The 18,105-nt window shown below is 67.6% G+C and carries 18 protein-coding genes; 10 read left to right on the forward strand and 8 right to left on the reverse strand.

Annotated elements, in window-relative coordinates:
• The first annotated feature begins 174 nt into the window (after positions 1–174).
• Positions 175–1,536: a bifunctional UDP-N-acetylglucosamine diphosphorylase/glucosamine-1-phosphate N-acetyltransferase GlmU gene (glmU, locus tag ACVJ6E_RS09060; RefSeq protein WP_120267961.1), complete on the forward strand. Its 1,362-nt coding sequence runs from the start codon at positions 175–177 to the stop codon at positions 1,534–1,536.
• A 1,088-nt stretch (positions 1,537–2,624) separates the two neighbouring features.
• Here glmU and ACVJ6E_RS09065 read toward each other — a convergent pair.
• The 3 genes from ACVJ6E_RS09065 to ACVJ6E_RS09075 form a co-directional block, all read right to left on the reverse strand.
• Positions 2,625–2,774 carry a DUF1127 domain-containing protein gene (locus ACVJ6E_RS09065; RefSeq protein WP_067215056.1) on the reverse strand — a complete coding sequence of 50 codons (150 nt, stop codon included), beginning with the start codon at positions 2,772–2,774 and terminating at the stop codon, positions 2,625–2,627.
• Positions 2,775–3,077: 303 nt separating this feature from the next.
• Entirely contained in the window at positions 3,078–3,230 is a 153-nt protein-coding gene (locus ACVJ6E_RS09070) for a DUF1127 domain-containing protein (RefSeq protein ID WP_067333458.1), read from the reverse strand.
• 317 nt (positions 3,231–3,547) lie between these two features.
• Positions 3,548–3,697, reverse strand: a complete 150-nt coding sequence (locus ACVJ6E_RS09075; RefSeq protein ID WP_067215052.1) for a DUF1127 domain-containing protein — start codon at positions 3,695–3,697, stop codon at positions 3,548–3,550.
• Between the two features lie 376 nt (positions 3,698–4,073).
• On the opposite strand from ACVJ6E_RS09075, the gene queA reads away from it, so the two are divergent.
• Positions 4,074–5,171 carry a tRNA preQ1(34) S-adenosylmethionine ribosyltransferase-isomerase QueA gene (queA, locus tag ACVJ6E_RS09080; RefSeq protein WP_120267963.1) on the forward strand — a complete coding sequence of 366 codons (1,098 nt, stop codon included), beginning with the start codon at positions 4,074–4,076 and terminating at the stop codon, positions 5,169–5,171.
• On the forward strand, positions 5,168–6,313 hold the full coding sequence (gene tgt, locus ACVJ6E_RS09085) for a tRNA guanosine(34) transglycosylase Tgt (RefSeq protein ID WP_067333455.1): 1,146 nt from the start codon (positions 5,168–5,170) through the stop codon (positions 6,311–6,313). The genes queA and tgt overlap by 4 nt, the downstream gene beginning before the upstream one ends.
• Before the next feature lie 49 nt (positions 6,314–6,362).
• On the opposite strand, the gene ACVJ6E_RS09090 is transcribed toward tgt, so the two are convergent.
• Complete coding sequence (locus ACVJ6E_RS09090) at positions 6,363–6,821, reverse strand: DUF4864 domain-containing protein (protein WP_120267964.1); 459 nt, start codon at positions 6,819–6,821, stop codon at positions 6,363–6,365.
• Positions 6,822–7,064: 243 nt separating this feature from the next.
• Here ACVJ6E_RS09090 and ACVJ6E_RS09095 point away from each other — a divergent pair, with 243 nt between their 5' ends.
• Entirely contained in the window at positions 7,065–7,373 is a 309-nt protein-coding gene (locus tag ACVJ6E_RS09095) for a PilZ domain-containing protein (RefSeq protein ID WP_120267965.1), read from the forward strand.
• On the opposite strand, the gene ACVJ6E_RS09100 is transcribed toward ACVJ6E_RS09095, so the two are convergent.
• The 3 genes from ACVJ6E_RS09100 to ACVJ6E_RS09110 form a co-directional block, all read right to left on the reverse strand.
• Positions 7,370–8,566: a lytic murein transglycosylase gene (locus ACVJ6E_RS09100; protein WP_120267966.1), complete on the reverse strand. Its 1,197-nt coding sequence runs from the start codon at positions 8,564–8,566 to the stop codon at positions 7,370–7,372. The genes ACVJ6E_RS09095 and ACVJ6E_RS09100 overlap by 4 nt on opposite strands.
• An 87-nt stretch (positions 8,567–8,653) precedes the next feature.
• On the reverse strand, positions 8,654–10,813 hold the full coding sequence (locus ACVJ6E_RS09105; RefSeq protein WP_120267967.1) for a putative bifunctional diguanylate cyclase/phosphodiesterase: 2,160 nt from the start codon (positions 10,811–10,813) through the stop codon (positions 8,654–8,656).
• Complete coding sequence (locus tag ACVJ6E_RS09110; protein ID WP_120267968.1) at positions 10,797–11,384, reverse strand: hypothetical protein; 588 nt, start codon at positions 11,382–11,384, stop codon at positions 10,797–10,799. The genes ACVJ6E_RS09105 and ACVJ6E_RS09110 overlap by 17 nt, the downstream gene beginning before the upstream one ends.
• A 231-nt stretch (positions 11,385–11,615) precedes the next feature.
• Here ACVJ6E_RS09110 and ACVJ6E_RS09115 point away from each other — a divergent pair, with 231 nt between their 5' ends.
• Entirely contained in the window at positions 11,616–12,725 is a 1,110-nt protein-coding gene (locus ACVJ6E_RS09115; protein ID WP_158592637.1) for a fatty acid desaturase, read from the forward strand.
• A 13-nt stretch (positions 12,726–12,738) separates the two neighbouring features.
• On the opposite strand, the gene ACVJ6E_RS09120 is transcribed toward ACVJ6E_RS09115, so the two are convergent.
• Positions 12,739–13,521 carry a porin family protein gene (locus ACVJ6E_RS09120; protein WP_120267970.1) on the reverse strand — a complete coding sequence of 261 codons (783 nt, stop codon included), beginning with the start codon at positions 13,519–13,521 and terminating at the stop codon, positions 12,739–12,741.
• A 295-nt stretch (positions 13,522–13,816) separates the two neighbouring features.
• Between ACVJ6E_RS09120 and ACVJ6E_RS09125 the strand changes: the two genes are divergently transcribed.
• From ACVJ6E_RS09125 to ACVJ6E_RS09145, 5 genes are all read left to right on the forward strand, one after another.
• Positions 13,817–16,561, forward strand: a complete 2,745-nt coding sequence (locus tag ACVJ6E_RS09125; RefSeq protein WP_120267971.1) for an HAD-IC family P-type ATPase — start codon at positions 13,817–13,819, stop codon at positions 16,559–16,561.
• 81 nt (positions 16,562–16,642) lie between these two features.
• Complete coding sequence (locus tag ACVJ6E_RS09130; RefSeq protein ID WP_120267972.1) at positions 16,643–16,978, forward strand: metalloregulator ArsR/SmtB family transcription factor; 336 nt, start codon at positions 16,643–16,645, stop codon at positions 16,976–16,978.
• Positions 16,975–17,385, forward strand: a complete 411-nt coding sequence (locus ACVJ6E_RS09135) for an SRPBCC family protein (protein WP_120267973.1) — start codon at positions 16,975–16,977, stop codon at positions 17,383–17,385. Before ACVJ6E_RS09130 ends, ACVJ6E_RS09135 begins: the two co-directional genes overlap by 4 nt.
• A gap of 50 nt (positions 17,386–17,435) precedes the next feature.
• Entirely contained in the window at positions 17,436–17,669 is a 234-nt protein-coding gene (locus tag ACVJ6E_RS09140; RefSeq protein ID WP_120267974.1) for a hypothetical protein, read from the forward strand.
• Positions 17,669–18,100, forward strand: a complete 432-nt coding sequence (locus ACVJ6E_RS09145; RefSeq protein ID WP_120267975.1) for a DUF1801 domain-containing protein — start codon at positions 17,669–17,671, stop codon at positions 18,098–18,100. The genes ACVJ6E_RS09140 and ACVJ6E_RS09145 overlap by 1 nt, the downstream gene beginning before the upstream one ends.
• Positions 18,101–18,105: the final 5 nt, after the last annotated feature.

The raw sequence follows: 18,105 nt of genomic DNA on the forward strand, positions 1-18,105 counted from the left end.
CCCGAATGCCTGAAAACTCATTCGGATACCTGAATATCCGTCCGCACCGGCTTTCGCCAACATCCGTTCTCGTGTTTCCTGCGACAAAGTGCCGAGCAGGCCGGCGCAACGACTTGACGGACGGGCGCCGGCTCCCGATGACTGGCCCGCCGGAATTCATGCGAGAGGTTTCCCATGCCGTCCACGTCCCGCCTTGCCATCGTCCTGGCCGCCGGCCTCGGCACCCGGATGAAGTCCGACCGGCCCAAGGTGATGCACCAGGTCGCCGGGCTGTCGCTGGTCGGTCATGTGCTGAAGGCGGTCGAGGCGGCCGAAATCGGCCGGGTGGCCGTGGTGGTGGGGGCCGACATGCCCGAGCTGGTCGCCGAGGTCGCGCGCCGGGCACCGCAGGCGCAGTGCCATGTGCAACAGGACCGGCTGGGCACCGCCCATGCAGCGCGCGCCGCCGAGCCGGCCTGGCGCGACCTGCCCGACCAGGTGCTGGTGCTGTTCGGCGACACGCCGCTGGTCTCGCCGCAGACGTTGGCGCGGGTCTGCGCAAGGCTGGAGGAGGGCGCCGACGTGGTGGTGCTCGGCTTCGAGGCCGAGAACCCGACCGGCTACGGCCGGCTGCTGACGGAAGGCGGCCGGCTGCTGGCGATCCGCGAGGAGCGGGACGCGAGCGAGGCCGAGCGGTCGGTGCGCTTCTGCAATTCCGGCATCATGGGCTTTCGCGGTACGCGCTTTGCCGGGATCATCCAGCGGATCGGCAATGCCAATGCCAAGGGCGAATACTATCTGACCGACGCGGTGGAAATCGCCGCCGGGCTGGGCCTTTCCGTCGTCACCGAGCGGGCCGACGAGTGGGAGGTGCAGGGCATCAACACGCGGGTGCAGCTGGCCCGGGTCGAGGCCGACTACCAGCGCCAGGCGCGGATCGCCGCGATGGAGAACGGCGCGACGCTGGTTGCGCCGGAGACCGTGCATTTTTCCCATGACACGCGGCTCGGGCGCGATGTGGTGGTGGAGCCGAACGTGGTCTTCGGCCCCGGCGTGGAGGTCGGCGACGGGGTGACGATCCGCGCTTTCTCGCATCTGGAGGAGGCGCGCGTCGCCGACGGGGCGACGCTCGGGCCTTACGCGCGGCTGCGGCCCGGCGCGGAGATCGGCGCCGGCGCGCATATCGGCAATTTCGTCGAGATCAAGAACGCGCGGGTCGAGACGGGGGCCAAGGTCAACCACCTCAGCTATATCGGCGATGCGCGGGTGGGCGCGGGCGCCAATATTGGCGCAGGCACCATCACCTGCAATTACGACGGCTTCCTCAAGCACCACACGGATATCGGCGCGGGCGCGTTCGTCGGGTCGAACTCGACCCTGGTGGCCCCGGTCACCATTGGCGACGGGGCGTATCTGGCCGCCGGCGGTGTCGTCACCGAGAACGTGCCGGCCGATGCGCTGTCGCTCGGTCGGGCGCGGCAGGTGGTCAAGGAAGGGCGCGGCGCGCAGCTGAAGGAGCGCTTTGCCCGCGCCAAGGCCGAGAAGAAGGGCGCTTAGGGGCTTCAGGTTTTCAAGGAAGCGCGGGGACGGCCCGGCTGATGCGCTGGATCCCGGATCTGCCCGTGCGGCTGCGCCGCAGGGCGTCCGGGATGACCTCGGAGGAGATGCAAGGTCATGCCTCCGCCGTCCACCCCACCCACCCCACCGAGGTCACCCCGGGCAAGCGTAGCGCGACCCGGGGTCTATTGGTTTCCAGAGCGGACGTGAGGAGGGCGGCACTCGTTCCACCCTCCGCTGTCACGCCTGCGCAGGCAGGCGTCCAGTATCCGCCGGGGCTGATGGCAGCGCGAAGCTAGCCACCACCGGCGTTCCTGCGGCAGCGCTGAGGCCTCGCCCAAACCGTTCGGGGGTACTGGTTCCCGGTCTTCGGCTTCGCCGAAACCGGGACGACAGCCTTTGGGTGATGCGGACGACGTGCTTTCCTCGCCGAGTTGCGAAAGATCGTCGTCGTCTTCACTGGCGGACTGAGAGACCACCTCAACGATCTGAGTTGATGACGAACAGAGAGGGAGGCTGGCGCTTTGAAAGTCCGCGACTGCCGGGGTTGCCAATGGATCCCGGCTCTGCGCTGCGCTCGGCCGGGATGACGTCCTGGGAGGGTGGCTGGTCTGCGCCCACGACAGCGTCCGCGCGAAAGGCACAATCTCGCATCCCCACCGAGGTCACCCCGGACCTCCGGCTTCGCCTTGCCCGGGAAGACGCAGGGAGAGGTCCGCGCAAGGGAGCTCGCGCCGGAGCGGCAGTGCGTGCGGAGAAATGTCGGGGGAAAGGCCAAGTCCAAAAACGAACGCCCACCGGTGGGAGGAGGATCCGGTGGGCGTCGTTTTGGAGGGCCGGTGAGGGAGGAGGAACACCGGCCTGAACGGGAGCGAAGCGTGGGAGGAGGATCGCTTGGCTCCGTTGCCCCTGATATGGGTGAGTCTCGCGTCTATTTAAAGAGACGATCTTGCATATCAGCCCCGCTTTTTGTGCAGAGCAGCATAAAAATTTGAAAACATATATATTTCAGATACTTGAAATGAAAACGCCGCCCCGAATGGGACGGCGTTTTCGGCTGCGGTGCCCCCGCGATGCGGAGCGGGCTCTTAGCGGTGGTGGCTGCGGGCGATGTAGTCGATATCGCCGCGGCCGATGCCCAGGTCGCTGAGCTCGCGATTGGAGAGGCGGGACAGCTCGTCATAGGTGCGACGGTACTGCTGCCAGGAATTGTACTTGCGGATGAGCGTGTTGATCATTGTCGTGTCCTTGAATGTGAAACTGGGGGTGATCAAACCGGACGGGCTGCCGGCCGGACGCTGCGCATCCTTGCGCTGGTCCGTTGGTGCCTCTGTCCGGCGATCTGGTGTTCTCGTTGGTGGGCGGCGTCCGCCGCTCCGCTCCCTGGCGGTCCCCGTCTTGCGAGGGCCGCGTCCGCCCGCCGGTAGGGAGGAGGAAACCGGCGGGCGGCGCTTTTGCCTAACGGGTCCGGGAGGAGATGACCCGTCGGTGCACGATCTGGGGCGCGTGGGAGGAGGATCGCGCCCCGGTCCGTGATGGGGTTAGCCGATCACCGCACGGCGAGCGACAGCCGGGATCTCGCCACGCGAGATGCCGAGATCGTCGAGCTCGCGCGGGGTCAGGCGGGACAGCTCCGTGACAGTGCTGTTGTAGGCACGCCAATTGCGGTACTTGCGAGCGAGGGTCGTGAACATTTCAAACTCCGTGATGTTCTTCTTATTGCTCCCGAAGCGGCCGCTCTTCGCTCATCATGCTGCGCTGCGTCATCGTTCGGTGGCACTCATATGGAGTGCTTCGCGCCGTTTGTGAGGCGCTATTTTCGCATGCCCGCCTTGCGGCTTTCGCCGGGGTTGCCCGGTCTTGCGGCATGCACGCAAAAAATGCGAACGCCCGCCGGTGGGAGGAGGTACCGGCGGGCGTCGCAATGTCCGAACGGGATTGGGAGGAGGATATCCCGTCGGCAACACGTCAGGAGATAGGGGAGGAGGTCTATCTCCTTGAACGTGAACTGTTAACGGCTGGCGCGACGGGCGACGAAACGAATGTCGCCGCGGGCGATGCCGAGATCGTTGAGCTCGCGGGTCGAGAGCCGCGACAGCTCGGAAACGGTGGTCTGGTACGTACGCCAGCTGCGGTACTTGCGGGCGAGAGAGTCGAACATGGCATCCTCATATGCACGATCTGTGCGGGAGTTGGCTGGGCGGGTCATCCCGTGTCAGCGCTCCGATCCGATGACCAAGAGATAGTTTTTTCAGCCGTCGAAAAAAAGAGACGATTGTGCACGGCAGCCATGCAAATTGTGCATCGCAAAATAGTTGCGGTCGCATCTGCCTTGCGACAAGGGCGCTCCGAATCCCGACCTTCTCACAACGCACCGGGCGGCGTCCGGTTCCCGGCACGGCAAGACCTGTTGAATCGCTCCTGCTTCGCCCCGCATGAGAGGCCGGGAAGGGGCGCGCGGTTGACCGCGCCGCGGGGGAGGGATAAGAGCCGAAACCCTGTATCAACACCATCTTTCACCGGGTTCAGCCAAGGCCATGCGCGTCGACGATTTCGACTTCGAGCTGCCGCCGGAGCGCATTGCGCTGCGTCCGGCCCGACCGCGCGATGCCGCGCGCATGCTGGTGGTGCGCCCGAACGGCGAACCGGTGCTGGATGATCGCGGCGTGCGCGACCTGCCCATGCTGCTGGAGCCGGGCGATGCTCTGGTCTTCAACGATACGCGGGTGATCCCGGCGCAGCTGGAAGGCACCCGCACGCGCGGCGAGGCAGTGGCGCGCATCGGCGCGACGCTGCACCTGCGCGCAGGCGACGACCGCTGGTGGGCCTTCGTGCGCCCGGCCAAGAAGCTGGTCGTCGGCGACCGCGTGCAATTCGGCGTGCAGTCCGGGGGGGAGGGCAAGGCCTGCCTGCTCGGCACGCTGGACGCTACGGTCGCTGAAAAGCGCGACACGGGCGAGATTCTGTTCGTCTTCGACCTATCCGGCCCGATGCTGGACGAGGCGATCGCCACCGTCGGCCATATCCCGCTGCCGCCCTATATCGCGGCCAAGCGCGGCGAGGACGAGCAGGACCGGCAGGACTACCAGACGATCTTCGCGGAAAAGGACGGGGCCGTTGCCGCGCCGACCGCAGGCCTTCACTTCACCGACGAGTTGCTGGCGGCGCTGGACGCGCGTGGCATCGAGCGGCACCGGGTGACGCTGCATGTGGGGGCGGGCACGTTCCTTCCCGTCAAGGCGGACGACACCGACGAGCACCGCATGCATGCCGAGTGGGGCGAGGTAAGCGCGGAGACGGTCGCCGCCCTGCGCGCCGTGCGGGCCCGCGGCAACAAGGTCGTCGCCATCGGCACCACCTCGCTGCGCATCCTGGAAAGCGCGGCGCAGGGCGAGGAGGGGCTGGCGCCCTTTGCCGGCGAGACCTCGATCTTCATCACGCCGGGCTACCGGTTCCGCGCCATCGACGCGTTGATGACCAATTTCCACCTGCCGCGCTCGACCCTGTTCATGCTGGTGTCGGCGCTGTCGGGCCTCGACACGATGCGCGCGGCCTATGCCCATGCCATCGCGACCGGCTATCGCTTTTATTCCTATGGCGATGGCTCGCTTCTCTTCCCCAAGGATCCTGCATGACCGCGCCCTTTTCCTTCCGCCTCCTCGCGACCGACGGCATGGCCCGGCGCGGCGAGATCGTCACGCCGCACGGGCGGGTGGCAACGCCGGCCTTCATGCCGGTGGGGACGCAGGCGACGGTGAAGGCGATGTATCCGGGACAGGTGCGGGAGCTGGGCGCCGACGTGGTGCTGGGCAACACCTATCACCTGATGCTGCGGCCGGGCGCCGAGCGCATCGCCCGGCTCGGCGGGCTCCATACCTTCATGAACTGGCCGCACACGATCCTCACCGATTCCGGCGGCTTCCAGGTGATGTCACTGGCACAGCTGCGCAAGCTGACCGAGGAGGGCGTCACCTTCCAGAGCCATATCGACGGTTCGCGCCATGTGATGACACCGGAGCGCTCGGTCGAGATCCAGCAGCTGCTGGGCTCCGACATCCAGATGCAGCTCGACGAGTGCATTGCGCTGCCGGCGCCGCGCGAGGATGTGGAGCGGGCCATGCGCCTGTCGCTCCGCTGGGCCGAGCGTTCGCGCGCGCAGTTCGAGAAGATGGGCGGGCCGGGGCGCGGTCAGGCGCTCTACGGCATCGTGCAGGGCGGCGACGTGCCGGACCTGCGCATTGCCTCGGCGCAGGCGCTGGGGGAGATGCCGTTCGAGGGCTATTCCGTCGGCGGGCTGGCGGTCGGCGAGCCGCAGGACGTGATGCTGGCGATGCTGGAAGTGACGACACCGGCAATGCCGGTCGACAAGCCGCGCTACCTGATGGGCGTCGGCACGCCGGAAGACATCCTGGAGAGCGTTGCGCGCGGCATCGACCAGTTCGACTGCGTGATGCCGACGCGGGCCGGCCGCCATGGCCTTGCCTATACGCGCTACGGCAAGGTGAACCTGAAGAACGCCCGCCATGCGGACGATCCGCGCCCGCTGGACGAGGCCTCGGACTGCCCTGCTGCGCGGGACTATTCGCGCGCCTATCTTCACCACCTTGTGAAGGCGGGCGAGGGGCTGGCCGCGATGCTGCTGACCTGGACCAATCTCGCCTACTACCAGACCTTGATGCGCGAGATGCGTGCGGCGATCGAGGAAGGCCGGTTCGAGGACTTCCGGGCGAAGACGCGCGAGGATTGGGCCCGCGGCGACCTGGCGCCGCTCGACTAGCAAAGAGGCGACCTGGCGCCGCTGGACTGAGAATTCGGCAACCCGGGCCTCAGGCCGAGGCGCCGGGGCTCCTGGTCAGCACGCAGCCGGCGATCTTCCAGCTTCCGTCGGCCTGCTGCTCGAACGTGTAGAGCGCCAGCCAGTCGGTGCCGCCGCTGTCGGTGAGGAACACCTCCTGCACCGGACCGCGCGAGGTCTCGCGAAAGCGGCCGAACGTCACCGATCGGGGGGCGACGACCGGCGCATATCCGCGCTTCACCATCTGCATGAAGCGGTCCGGCGAGGGGAACATCTGCCGGATCGCCGGGGCTGCGTAGCCATAGGCCGCCGAGGCATCGCCCGCGCGCATCGCGGCGATCTGGCCCTCGACCAGGGCACGCAAGGCGGCGGGGTCATCGGCACGGGCCGGCGCGGCGGAAACTGCAAGCGCGAGCGCGAGCAGCACGGCACATATCCAGGACAGGAACGACAGGTTCGGCGTGAAGCGGGGCAGGGCGGCAAGCGGCATGACGGCCTCCGGCTGGTTGGCCTTCCGCCGCGCCGGCGGAGGGCGGGACAGGCGGGTCTTGCAGGATCTGGCCCTGCCAACACCGCCATTTCCTGACCTTACGCAAGGAAAGGCCTGCCGGATGCCATAGGGTCTGGAGGGGGTATCTTTACGTACCATTCACACCCGGGCAGCTAACAATCGTCAAACGATTGCCCGACTGCCGGAAATTGCTGCCGGCCTACCCGAGAGTCGACGACCGAGATGCGCCACAAGCCGAATGTACGCGGCGAGATCCGCTCAGCCCCTCGCGCGTCCTGCATGATCCCGGCGATCATTGTCGACCGGGGCGTGTCGGTTTCCTGCCTGGTCGAGGATCTCAGCATCACCGGCTGCCGCGTGCGCATGAAGGGCCACTCGGCGCTCAGCAAGCGGTTCATCTTCGAGTTTCCCAAGCGCGCCATCAAGGTCGAGGCCGAGCTCGTCTGGATGAACGGCGACGAGGCCGGCATCCGCTTCCTGCACAAGAAGCCGGGCGAAGCGGCGACCACCTCCCGGGTGGAGGTCGGCTAGAACCGCGAAAGGAGGGCAGGCGTCGGCCAGCCGTCCGCGGGGATACCGAGGCGCAGCTGTTCGGCCCGCACCGCCGCGCGGGTGCCGGCGCCCAGGATGCCGTCGATCTTGCCGACGTCGTGGCCCCTTGCGGCAAGCTTTTCCTGCAGTTGCCGCATCTGTGCGTCCGACAGGCCGGGCTCCGGATTGCCCGGATCGTAGCGGGACGCGCCGGCGAGCCGCGTTGCCAGATAGGCGGCGGTCGTCGTGTAGATGAACGACTGGTTCCATTCCAGATAGACGCGGAAATTCGGGTAGGCGAGGAAAGCCGGCCCCTTGTAGCCCTGCGGCATCAGCAGGGCGGCGGGCAGGTTTGCCGAGGGCAGGCGGCCCTCGCGGGCGGTGACGCCGACCTTGGCCCATTCGCCGACGGTGGTGTCGAAGTTGAGGCCGGTCTTTTCCCAGGGAAGGCTGGCGGGCAGCTTCACCTCGGTCAGCCAGGGCTCGCCGGCGCGCCAGCCGAGGCTCTTGATGAAGCCGGCGGCGGTGAGGATCGTGTCCGGCGCGCTGTTCTTCAGGTCGACATGGTTGTCGCCGTCGCCGTCCTTGCCGAAGCGGATGATGTCCTCGGGCAGCATCTGCACCTGGCCGATCTCGCCGGCCCAGGCGCCGGTGGTGCGGGCCGGATCGAGGTCGCCATGGGCGACCATCTCGATGGCGGCAATAAGCTGCGGGCGGAAGAGCTGCGGCCGCCGGCAGTCATGGGCGAGCGTCGCCAGCGCGTTCACCGTGTTGAAGTCGCCCTGGACGGCGCCGAAATCCGTCTCCAGCGCCCAGAAGGCTGTGATCACCGGCGCGGGCACGCCGTAGTCGGCCTCGGCGCGGGCGAAGGTCCTGGCGAACTTCTTCATGTTGCCAGCGCCGTGCTTCAGCCGGTAGCCGCTGACCGAGCGCTTGGAGAAGGTGAGGAAATCCTGCTTGAAGACGCCTTGCGCGCGGTCGCGCGAGAGCACCGTCCTGTCGATTTGCGCGCCGCCCAGCGTCTTGCGGATCGCCGCATCCGGCAGTCCCTTGGCGCGGGCCTCGTCGGCGACACCGTTCAGGAAGGCGCCGAAGTCGCCGCCGCAGGGCGTGTTGGCCATGGCGGGCGCGGCGGAAAGCAGCGCCGCGGCGCAGGCGGCGGCAAGGGAGAGACGGGGAAGGCGGCAGATCATCGGCGGGCCCTTTCGGCTGGTCGAGTCGCCCAGTGATCTTGCGGGAACTGCCCGCGCACAAACAAGTGCGCGGCGGCAAAAATCCGCTCAGCCCGTGCGGGAGCTGGCCTGTTGCTCGAGGAGATATTCGGCCGCCTCGTCGAAAGGGATGGGCCGGCAGAACAGGAAACCCTGGCCGAATTGGCAGCCGCGCTGGTGCAGGTAGCGGGCCTGGGCGCGGGTCTCGATCCCTTCCGCCACCACCACCGCGCCGAGGCCGGAGGCAATCGCCAGGAAGCCTTCGATGATCACCTCGGCCGAGCGGTCGCGGCCGATGCCGTGGACGAATTCGCGGTCGATCTTGAGCTCGTGGATGGTGAACTCGCGCAGGTGCTTGAACGAACCGTAGCCGGTGCCGAAATCGTCCATCGAGATGCGGATGCCGAGGGCGGCGAGCATGTCGACATTGTCGCGGATGGTCTCGGCCGCGCGGGCGATGAACACGTCCTCGGTGATCTCCAGCGTGATCAGCCGGGCGAGCGGCTGGTTGTCCATCACCAACCGGCGCAACTCGTCCATGCCGCTGCGGGTTGCGAGCATGGATTCCTCAAGGTTGAGCGACACGCCGCCGCTTTCGAGACCGAGTTCGGCAAAGCGCTTGAGATCGGCCATCGCCTTGCGCGCCATCTGCATGCTGAAGTCGGCCTGCAGGCCGAAACTGTCGATCCGGGACAGGAACTGGTCGGGCGTCAACAGCCCGCGCACGGGATGGCGCCAGCGGGCCAGAGCCTCGAAGCCGGCATGGGCATTGTCAATGAGCGAGACCTTTGGCTGATAATGCAGCTCGAACTCGCCCTCGCGCAGGGCCCGCTCGACCTCCTCCTTTTCCTCCAGCCCGTAGCGCTGGGGCGCCATCTGCGGCGAATAGACCGCGTAGGAGGGCCGCTTTTCCTGCTTGGCGACATACATCGCCCGGTCGGCCGCGGCCATCAGCGCCTGCGGTCCTCCCGGCACCGACTGGCTGCCGGCAACGCCGATGCTGGCGCCGACCCTCAGTTCGCGCGGGCCGTTGCGCACGGGGTTGACCGTCGCCTCGAGCACGCGCTTGGCGAATTGCTCCGGATCGCGGCTGCCTTCCCGGGACACGATGACGATGGCGAACTCGTCGCCGCCGAGGCGGGCGACCATGTCGCCGGGGCGCACCAGGTTGCGATAGCGCTGCGCCAGCACCTTCAGCACCGTGTCGCCGGCCTCATGGCCGTAGGCATCGTTGATCGGCTTGAAACTGTCGAGGTCGACCAGGAGGAAGATCAGCTCGCCGTCAGGGCCGGCCGCTTGTGACGCCTTGTCGAGATAGGCATCGAAGGCCTTGCGGTTGGCAACGCCGGTCAGACCGTCATGGGCGGCGATGAATTCCAGCTCCGCCTGTTTCTGCTCGCGCTCCTGCGCCAGCTCGCGGTTGCTGACCAGCGCGCGCTGCAGTTCCTGCACGGCGCCCGCAATGCTGCCGATCGCATCGCGCCGGGCCGTGTGGGGGACGGGTGTCGCCAGGTCCCCTTGCAACAGCGCCCGGATGGTCCGCACGAGACCGGTCACCGGCCGGATGATCGCGCGCGAAGCGGCGATGCTGACCGCAACGGCGACCAGCGCGGCCAGAACCGACAGGCCGACGAAATTGCGGATCAGCCGGTCGGAGGTGGCCGCAGCCTCCTCGGTCGCCTTGCGAAACTGTTCCGATGCCGTGCGGCCGAGAGACTGGGCGTGGGCCTCCACCTCGGCATAGGTCTTGTGGCCGCCGCGGGTGGCGACGGCGCCGAGCGTCGCGTTGCGCAGGATCAGGAGCACCGCCTGCGAGGTGTTCTGGCGATAGGTCTCGAAGGAGGACTTCAGCTTGCCGACGTCCTCCAACCCCGCTTTCTCCAGGGTTGCGATGTCGGCTGCCGCCCGCTCCAGGCCATAGTTGATGGAGCGCAGCGTGCCCTCCAGCTCGGCCCCGCGCACGCCGATCTCGCTCCACATGGACAGCTTGTAGAGACTGGCCTCGACGCTCGCCAGATGGTGGGGCACCTCGTAGGCGCGGTCGAGCACCGCCTCCAGCCGCGACAGGTTGGAGACGACCGCCCCGCGCTGGATGGTCAGCGCCTGCCAGGCGAGCAACGCCATGGCCGTCAGTGCCACCAGGCTGACCAGTGGCGCAGCCATGATCTTGGCCGTGACCGGCCAGTTGGAAAACCGCAGGCGCCCGATCAGGCTATCCGGTCGGTGCATCTTCGAATGCCCCTGCGCACAGGATCCGCTCGCCGTCGCCGAGCATGAAGCATGTGTGATATCCCACCGCCGAGCGGGCGGTCCTGGGATGGGGGAAAAGAAGCAGGAACACCTTGTCTCCCGTGCCGCGAGCCGAGGCTTCGGCGAGCTGGGTCCAGAACCGGCCTTCGATATCGGTGATGTTGGACACGTCTATGCCGATCAGCTCCGGGTGGCCGGTGTCGAACCAGCTGACGCCGTCGGTGGTCACGCCCCACAGATGCAGGCCGTTGGCAGGACGCTTCCAGGGAGCGGACAGGAAATCCTTCAAGGCGGTCTCAAGACCGGCTTCGTCGATATGGCGACGGGCGAGATCCGCCAGCTCCACCACGTCGCCGCGCACCAGATCCAGATCGGCTCCCGCAGCACGCCCGGCAAGGGCGGTGGCCGCGTCGAGCGTCGTTTTCTGCTGGGGATCGTTGTCGGCCGATGCTGCCGCTGGCAGCAGGGCGAAAGCCGTCAGAAACGCCGCTGCGACCGTGGTGCGCACGGCCTTGCGGACAGCAGCAGGGGCGCCCAGGGATTCTGGCATTTTCATCTCCGGTCTCCCCCAAACAGAAACGGATACCCCTGAGTCGTGAAAGGGCTTTTAAGAGAGTTCTTCCAATTTTCACGAAACGGGACCGATTGCGGCCGGTCGAAGGATCTTGCAAAGTCAGCGTCAGTTTTCCTGATGGCAGGAATGTGGCAGATTCCGTTTGACTGTTCGTTCGTCAGGCGGCTTGCTGCGAATGACTTCCAAAGGCCTTTCCATTCCGGTCCCATGAGCAGCATCGAGACATCGGTTTTTCCCGGCGACACGCCCTCCAACGGCAACGGCCCCATCTCGCCGCAGTCGCGCCGCCACCTGCAGATGCGGAAGGATATCCTGCGCGCTCATCCGCAGTTGCGCGCCCTGTCCGGGCCCGACTGGCGCACGGCGCTGTTCGTGCCGGTGCTGCTGGCGCTGCACTGGGGCATCGCCTGGGCCGTCTCGGACAGCAACCTGCTAGTCGTGTTTCTCGCGGCCTTCTTCCTCGGCCAGTTCGTCATCCATGCGGCCGGTGCGCTGGTGCACGAGACCGCGCACCGGCTGATCTTTCGCGGCGAAAAGGCGAAGCTTGCCTTCGACCTGGGGCTGGAGACGATCCTCGGCTCCTTCGGCAAGCAGCTGACCTACCAGCACGAGCACCTGTCGAGCCACCACCCCTACATGGGCGACTACGAGCGCGACTACGAGCACGAGGACCTGTGCGCCTTCAAGGCGCGGGAAATGCTGGTGGAGGGGCGGCCGCGCCTGCAGCGGGTGCTGACGGTGGCAACGCTGGTCGTGCACCTTTTGCCGTTCGGCTTTATCATCTCGGACGAAATCTTTCCGCGGCTCTACGAACGGCTGACGGGCCGGGTGTCGCGCGACCGCCAGCGCCATATCGGCTCCACCCGCGCGCCCGCGTGGCAGCGGCGGCTGTTCATCGGCTGGTCCATCTGCGTCAACCTGGTGCTGCTGGCCGCCTTCGGCTGGCTGGGCTGGCTCTATCACAACTGGGCGCTGTCGATCTTCCTCGGCAAATGCGGCATCTCCAACCTCGGCCAGTCCCTGAGCGAGCATCCGGGCGACGACGAGGAGGTGCCGACGCGCTCCACCTATGGCTGGGTCAACCGGCTGTTCTTCAACACCGGCTATCACAACGAGCACCACACGTTTCCCAACGTGCCCTGGACGCGGCTGCCGGAGCTGACCAAGACGGCGCCCGAGGCCTTCACGGCGCGCTCGGACCGCTCCTATCTCGGCTGCTGGTGGGACCATGTGCGGCGCGACTTCGCCACGTCCCGGCGCAACCCGCTGCAGAGCGAGGCGCAGGAGCTGCGCTGCCCGCGCGCCGGCACCTCCTGACGTTGCGCCTTTTTCAGAAGCGGTAGGTGACGCCGGCGAGCGGGCCGCTCATGTCGATGTCGAGCCGCATACCGCCCCGGTCGTAGTCCAGGCCCATGTGGCGGTAGCCGGCGGAGACGAACACGTTGTCGGTGACGCGGTAGTTGAGCGTGCCGACCGCCTGCCATGTCAGCTGCGAACCGGCGCCGAAGCCGCCGAAATCGGCATACCCGATCACCGACCAGTCGGGCGCGAATTGCCATCGCGCCCGCGCGGCCACCACCGGATCGAGCCAGGTGTCGCTCTGGCTGGCGGCAAGGCCCGCCGCCTGGATGTTGACGCTGGCATCCAGATACCAAAGGCGCGCGCCGGCCATCAGATCGAGCGTGAATTCCGGCCGATCGACCACCGAATAACCTCCGGTGAGCGTTGCCGAAAGCTGGCGGACCTGACCGTGCACATCGAAGCCGAAGGGGGCGAAGGGCAGGGCGATACGGTCCTGTTCGCTGACGGCCGACCACGTGAAATCGCCGAAAACCACGAAGCGGTCGTAGCGGGCGGTGCCGCTCAGGAAGAAGGCGCCGTCGAGATTTTCGAGAATGTCGCTGAAGGGACGGTCGAAGGAGGCCGTCGGCAGGGCGGGACGCGGGCGGATGTTGCCGGACAGCGAGGGGGCCCAGGCGTAGGGGGTGATCTGGAACCGCCAGCCCTCCTGGGCCTGGGCACCGGCCGCCGGAAGCAGGCCCGCGCCGAGGGCAAGGGCGGCCGCTGCCGACAGCAGGCGCGACGAGGCTGGGTGGTCCGTTGAGGCGGTCATGGGCCTTTCCCTTGTGATCTGGAGAGCCATCGGCCTGCCGACATGCGCGCAGGTTCGGGCCGATACCCGTTCTCCGCGAGCTTCGGCCGGCAGGGCGGCCGCGTCAATTCGCAATCCGGGCGGCAATTGACTTATCCTCGGCGGCAGCGGCGCATCGCGGGAACCGGTCGGACGCGGGGGCGGATACAATCCTAGGTGTTTCCCTGACTAGGCCGGTGATGAAGGGTATCCCACATTGTCGGCGCGCCTGCAGGCTCCTTGCGAGCCTCCCTCAGCGATCAGGAATAGACACTTCATGACCCGGACACACGAGCGCGACATCAGCGAAGCCCATGCGCGCGAGGGCGTGCGCGTCCTGGCCGCGCTGGAGGCCCTGCCGACGGGCCTTTCCGACCGGGAGGCGGCCGACCGGCTGGCGAAATACGGAGAGAACCGGCTTCCTGAAGCGCCCCGGCGCGGGGCGCTGGTACGCCTGCTAAGCCAGTTCCACAATGTGCTGATCTATGTGCTGATCGGGGCGGCGGCGGTGACCGCGCTGCTCGGCCATTATGTCGACACCGGCGTCATCGCGGCGGTGGTGGTCGTCAATGCGGTGATCGGCTTCATCCAGGAAGGGCGGGCCGAACAGGCGATGGACGCGATCCGCGACATGCTGGCGCCGCACAGTTCGGTTCTGCGCGGCGGGCGGCGCAAGGGCATCGCCAGTGCCGAGATCGTGCCCGGCGACATCGTGCTGCTGGAGGCGGGCGAACGGGTGCCGGCGGACCTGCGGCTGCTGGAGACGGCGGGCCTGCGGATCGACGAGGCGCTGCTGACGGGCGAATCCGTGCCGTCGGAGAAGGAAACGCGGGCCGTGGCGGGCGAGGCGCCGCTGGGAGACCGGCACGGCATGGCCTATAGCGGCACGCTGGTCACCGCAGGCACCGGGCGAGGGGTGGCCGTGGCCACCGGCCCGGACACGCAGATCGGCCGCATCAGCGGGTTGCTGTCCTCGGTGGAGACGCTGACGACGCCGCTGATCCGCCAGCTCGACAGCTTCGCCCGCTGGCTGACGCTGCTGATCCTGCTGATCGCCGGCCTGCTGCTCGCCTGGGGCTACTATGTGGTGCACATGCCCTTCGGCGAGCTGTTCATGGCGGTCGTCGGCCTGTCGGTCGCCGCGATCCCCGAAGGCCTGCCGGCGGTGCTGACGATCACGCTGGCGGTCGGCGTGCAGGCCATGGCCCGGCGCCATGCCATCGTCCGCCGGCTGCCGGCGATCGAGACGCTCGGCTCGGTCTCGGTGATCTGTTCCGACAAGACCGGCACGCTGACCCGCAACGAAATGCTGGCGGCGACCGTCGCCACCTCCCGCCACCTGTTCGCGGTGACCGGCGAGGGCTACTCGCCGAACGGCACGCTGCGGCTCGACGACCAGGAGATCGGAGCCGGGGAACACGCCGTCCTGATGGAGATCGCGCGGGCCGCGGCGCTGTGCAACGACGCCGCGCTGCATCCCCATGACGAGGGCTGGCGCACCGAGGGCGACCCGATGGAAGGCGCGCTGGTGGCGCTGGCGGCCAAGATCTCCGGCGACGGGCACGAGCCCTTCGCCGCTCACCAGAGGCTCGCCGAAATCCCCTTCGACGCGGCCCATCGCTACATGGCGGTGCGCCATCGCGGCCCGGACGGACGGGCGGAGCTCCACGTCAAGGGCGCGCCCGAACAGGTGCTGGCCATGTGCGCGGGGCAGCGCAACCTGCAAGGGGGAACCGAGCCGCTGGACAAGGACTTCTGGACCCGCGAGATGGACGCGATCGCGGAGAAGGGCCAGCGGGTGCTGGCGCTCGCCACCGTCGACGAAGACCCGCAAACGGGCGGCGACCAAGGAGGCGACCTCGGCGTGCTGCGCAAGGAGGACCTGGCCGGCCGGCTCGTCATTCTGGGCCTGGTCGGGCTGATCGACCCGCCCCGGCCGGAGGCGGTCGCCGCCGTCGCCGAGTGCCACGGCGCGGGCATCCGGGTGAAGATGATCACCGGCGACCATGCCGGCACGGCAGCGGCCATCGGCCGGCAGATCGGCCTGACGAACCCGAACCGGGTGCTGACCGGCAACGATCTCGATGCGATGGACGACGCGGAGCTTTCGGCGCAGGTGGTGGAGACCGACATTTTCGCCCGCACCAGCCCCGAGCACAAGCTGCGGCTGGTCACCGCGCTGCAGGCACGCGGCCTGACCGTCGCGATGACCGGCGACGGCGTCAACGATGCACCGGCCCTGAAACGCGCTGATGCGGGCATCGCCATGGGCCGCAAGGGCAGCGAGGCGGCGAAGGAGGCGGCCGACCTGGTGCTGGCCGACGACAATTTCGCCTCCATCGCGGCGGCCGTGCGCGAGGGACGGACCGTCTACGACAACATCAAGAAGGTGCTGAGCTGGACGCTGCCGACGAGCGGCGGCGAGTCGCTGACCGTCGCCCTGGCGCTGCTGCTGGGCATGGCGCTGCCGATCACGGCGGTGCAGATCCTGTGGGTCAACCTGATCACCGCCGTCACGCTGGGTCTTGCGCTAGCCTTCGAGCCGACGGAAGACGACACGATGCGCCGCCGGCCGCGCCCGCGCCACCAGCCGATCCTCGGCGGCGAGCTGCTGTGGCATATCCTGCTGGTCTCGGGCCTGTTCCTGGCGGCGGTCTTCGGCATCTACTTCTACGCGACCGACCGGGGCCACGCGCCGGAGCTGGCCCGCACCATGGCGCTGAACACGCTGGTGGTGCTGGAGATCTTCCACCTGTTCTTCATCCGCAACATCTACGGCACCTCGCTGACCTGGAAGGCAGTGAAGGGCACGCCGATGATCTGGGCCTGCGTGGTCGTGATCACGCTGGCGCAGTTCGCCATCACCTACCTGCCGCCGCTGCAGGCGGTATTCGGCACGACGGCGGTGCCGTTCTTCGACGGCGTGCTGATCGTGGCGGTGGGGGCGGTGTTCTTCGCGCTGATCGAGATCGAGAAGCAGCTGCGGCTGGTGTTCCGCCGACCCGAGGCGCAACCGGGCTGAGAACCGCGCGGACGACGGGACTTGACGGACGCATAATCGGATGGTTATGAATTAAACCCATAGCCAGGGGGTTATGGGTTTATGACGGACGCTCAAGACATATCGCAGGACATCCTGTTCCGCTCGCTCGCCGACCCGACGCGCAGGGCGATCTTCGAACGCCTTTGCCGCGAGGGCGAGCAGACCGTCGGCGCGCTGACCGCGCAGGCCGGGGTCTCCCAGCCCGCCGTTTCCAAGCATCTTTCCGTTCTGAAGCAGGCCGGGCTGGTGCGGGACCGGCAGTCGGGGCGCCAGACCCACTACAGCGCCGATGCATCCGCCCTTGCCCCGCTGGCCGACTGGACCCGGCGCATGACCGGCTTCTGGGAAGCCCGGTTCGACGCCCTGGAAGACCTGCTGGGAAGGATGGATCAGTGACGCAGACGCAGGACGATACGCTGTCGGTGGTGGTGGAACGCCACATCTCCCATCCGCCGGAAAAGATCTGGCGCGCGCTGACCGAACCGCATCTCATCGAGGAATGGCTGATGAAGGGGGACTTCCGCCCGGCCATCGGCCACCGTTTCGGCTTTCGCGCCGACTGGGGGGCGGTCGACTGCGAAGTGCTGGATATCGAGCCGCCGCACCTGCTCGCCTATAGCTGGGGCGATCACGATCTGAAAAGCATCGTCACCTGGACGCTGACCCCCACCGGCAGCGGGACGCAGCTGCGGCTGGAACAGACCGGCTTCCGCCGCGACCAGCCGCGCTATTTGGGCGGGGCGACCGCCGGCTGGCCGCGCTTCCTCGACAAGCTGGAAGAGGTCGTTCAGCGGCTGCAGTGACGGTCTGAAGTCTCGCCCCTATCCTTGCCTCTAGACCGGAGCACCATGCCATGACCCGCAACGGATGGATCCGGCAGCTGCATCGCTGGCTGTCGCTCGCCTTTACTCTGGCCGTGCTGGCCAATATCGCGACGAACCTGGCCGGTACGCCCTCTGTCTGGGTGGGCGTTCTGGCGCTGGTGCCCTTGATCCCGCTGATGCTGACGGGGCTCTGGCTGTTCGCCCTGCCGTGGGTGAGCCGCCGGACTGCGGGCGAAAACGCGCACTGGCGAGAGCAGGCGTGATGGCCGCCGGAAAGCGCGAGACGTCCAAGGAACCGGTCTTGCTGACCGGCGGCAATCCGCAGATCCCCAAGGGCGAGGGCGACGAACCCGTGCAGGCCTATATCGCGGCAATGCCCGGCTGGAAAAGCGAGGTCGGCCGGCAGCTCGACGCGCTCATCGAGCGCACCGTGCCGGACGTGCGCAAGGCGGTGAAATGGAACTCGCCGCTCTATGGCGTGGAGGGGCAGGGCTGGTTCCTGGGCGTCCACTGCTTCACCAGATACATCAAGCTCGCCTTCTTCCGCGGTGCGGAGCTCGATCCGCTGCCGCCGGTCGCCTCCAAGGACGAGAACACCCGCTACGTCCACCTGAACGAGGGCGAGGAACTGGACGAGGCGCAGCTGGCGAGCTGGATAGCGCAGGCGGCGAAGCTGCCCGGCTGGACACCATGAGAGAC

This window comes from Stappia sp. G46H5W (genome assembly GCF_058448995.1).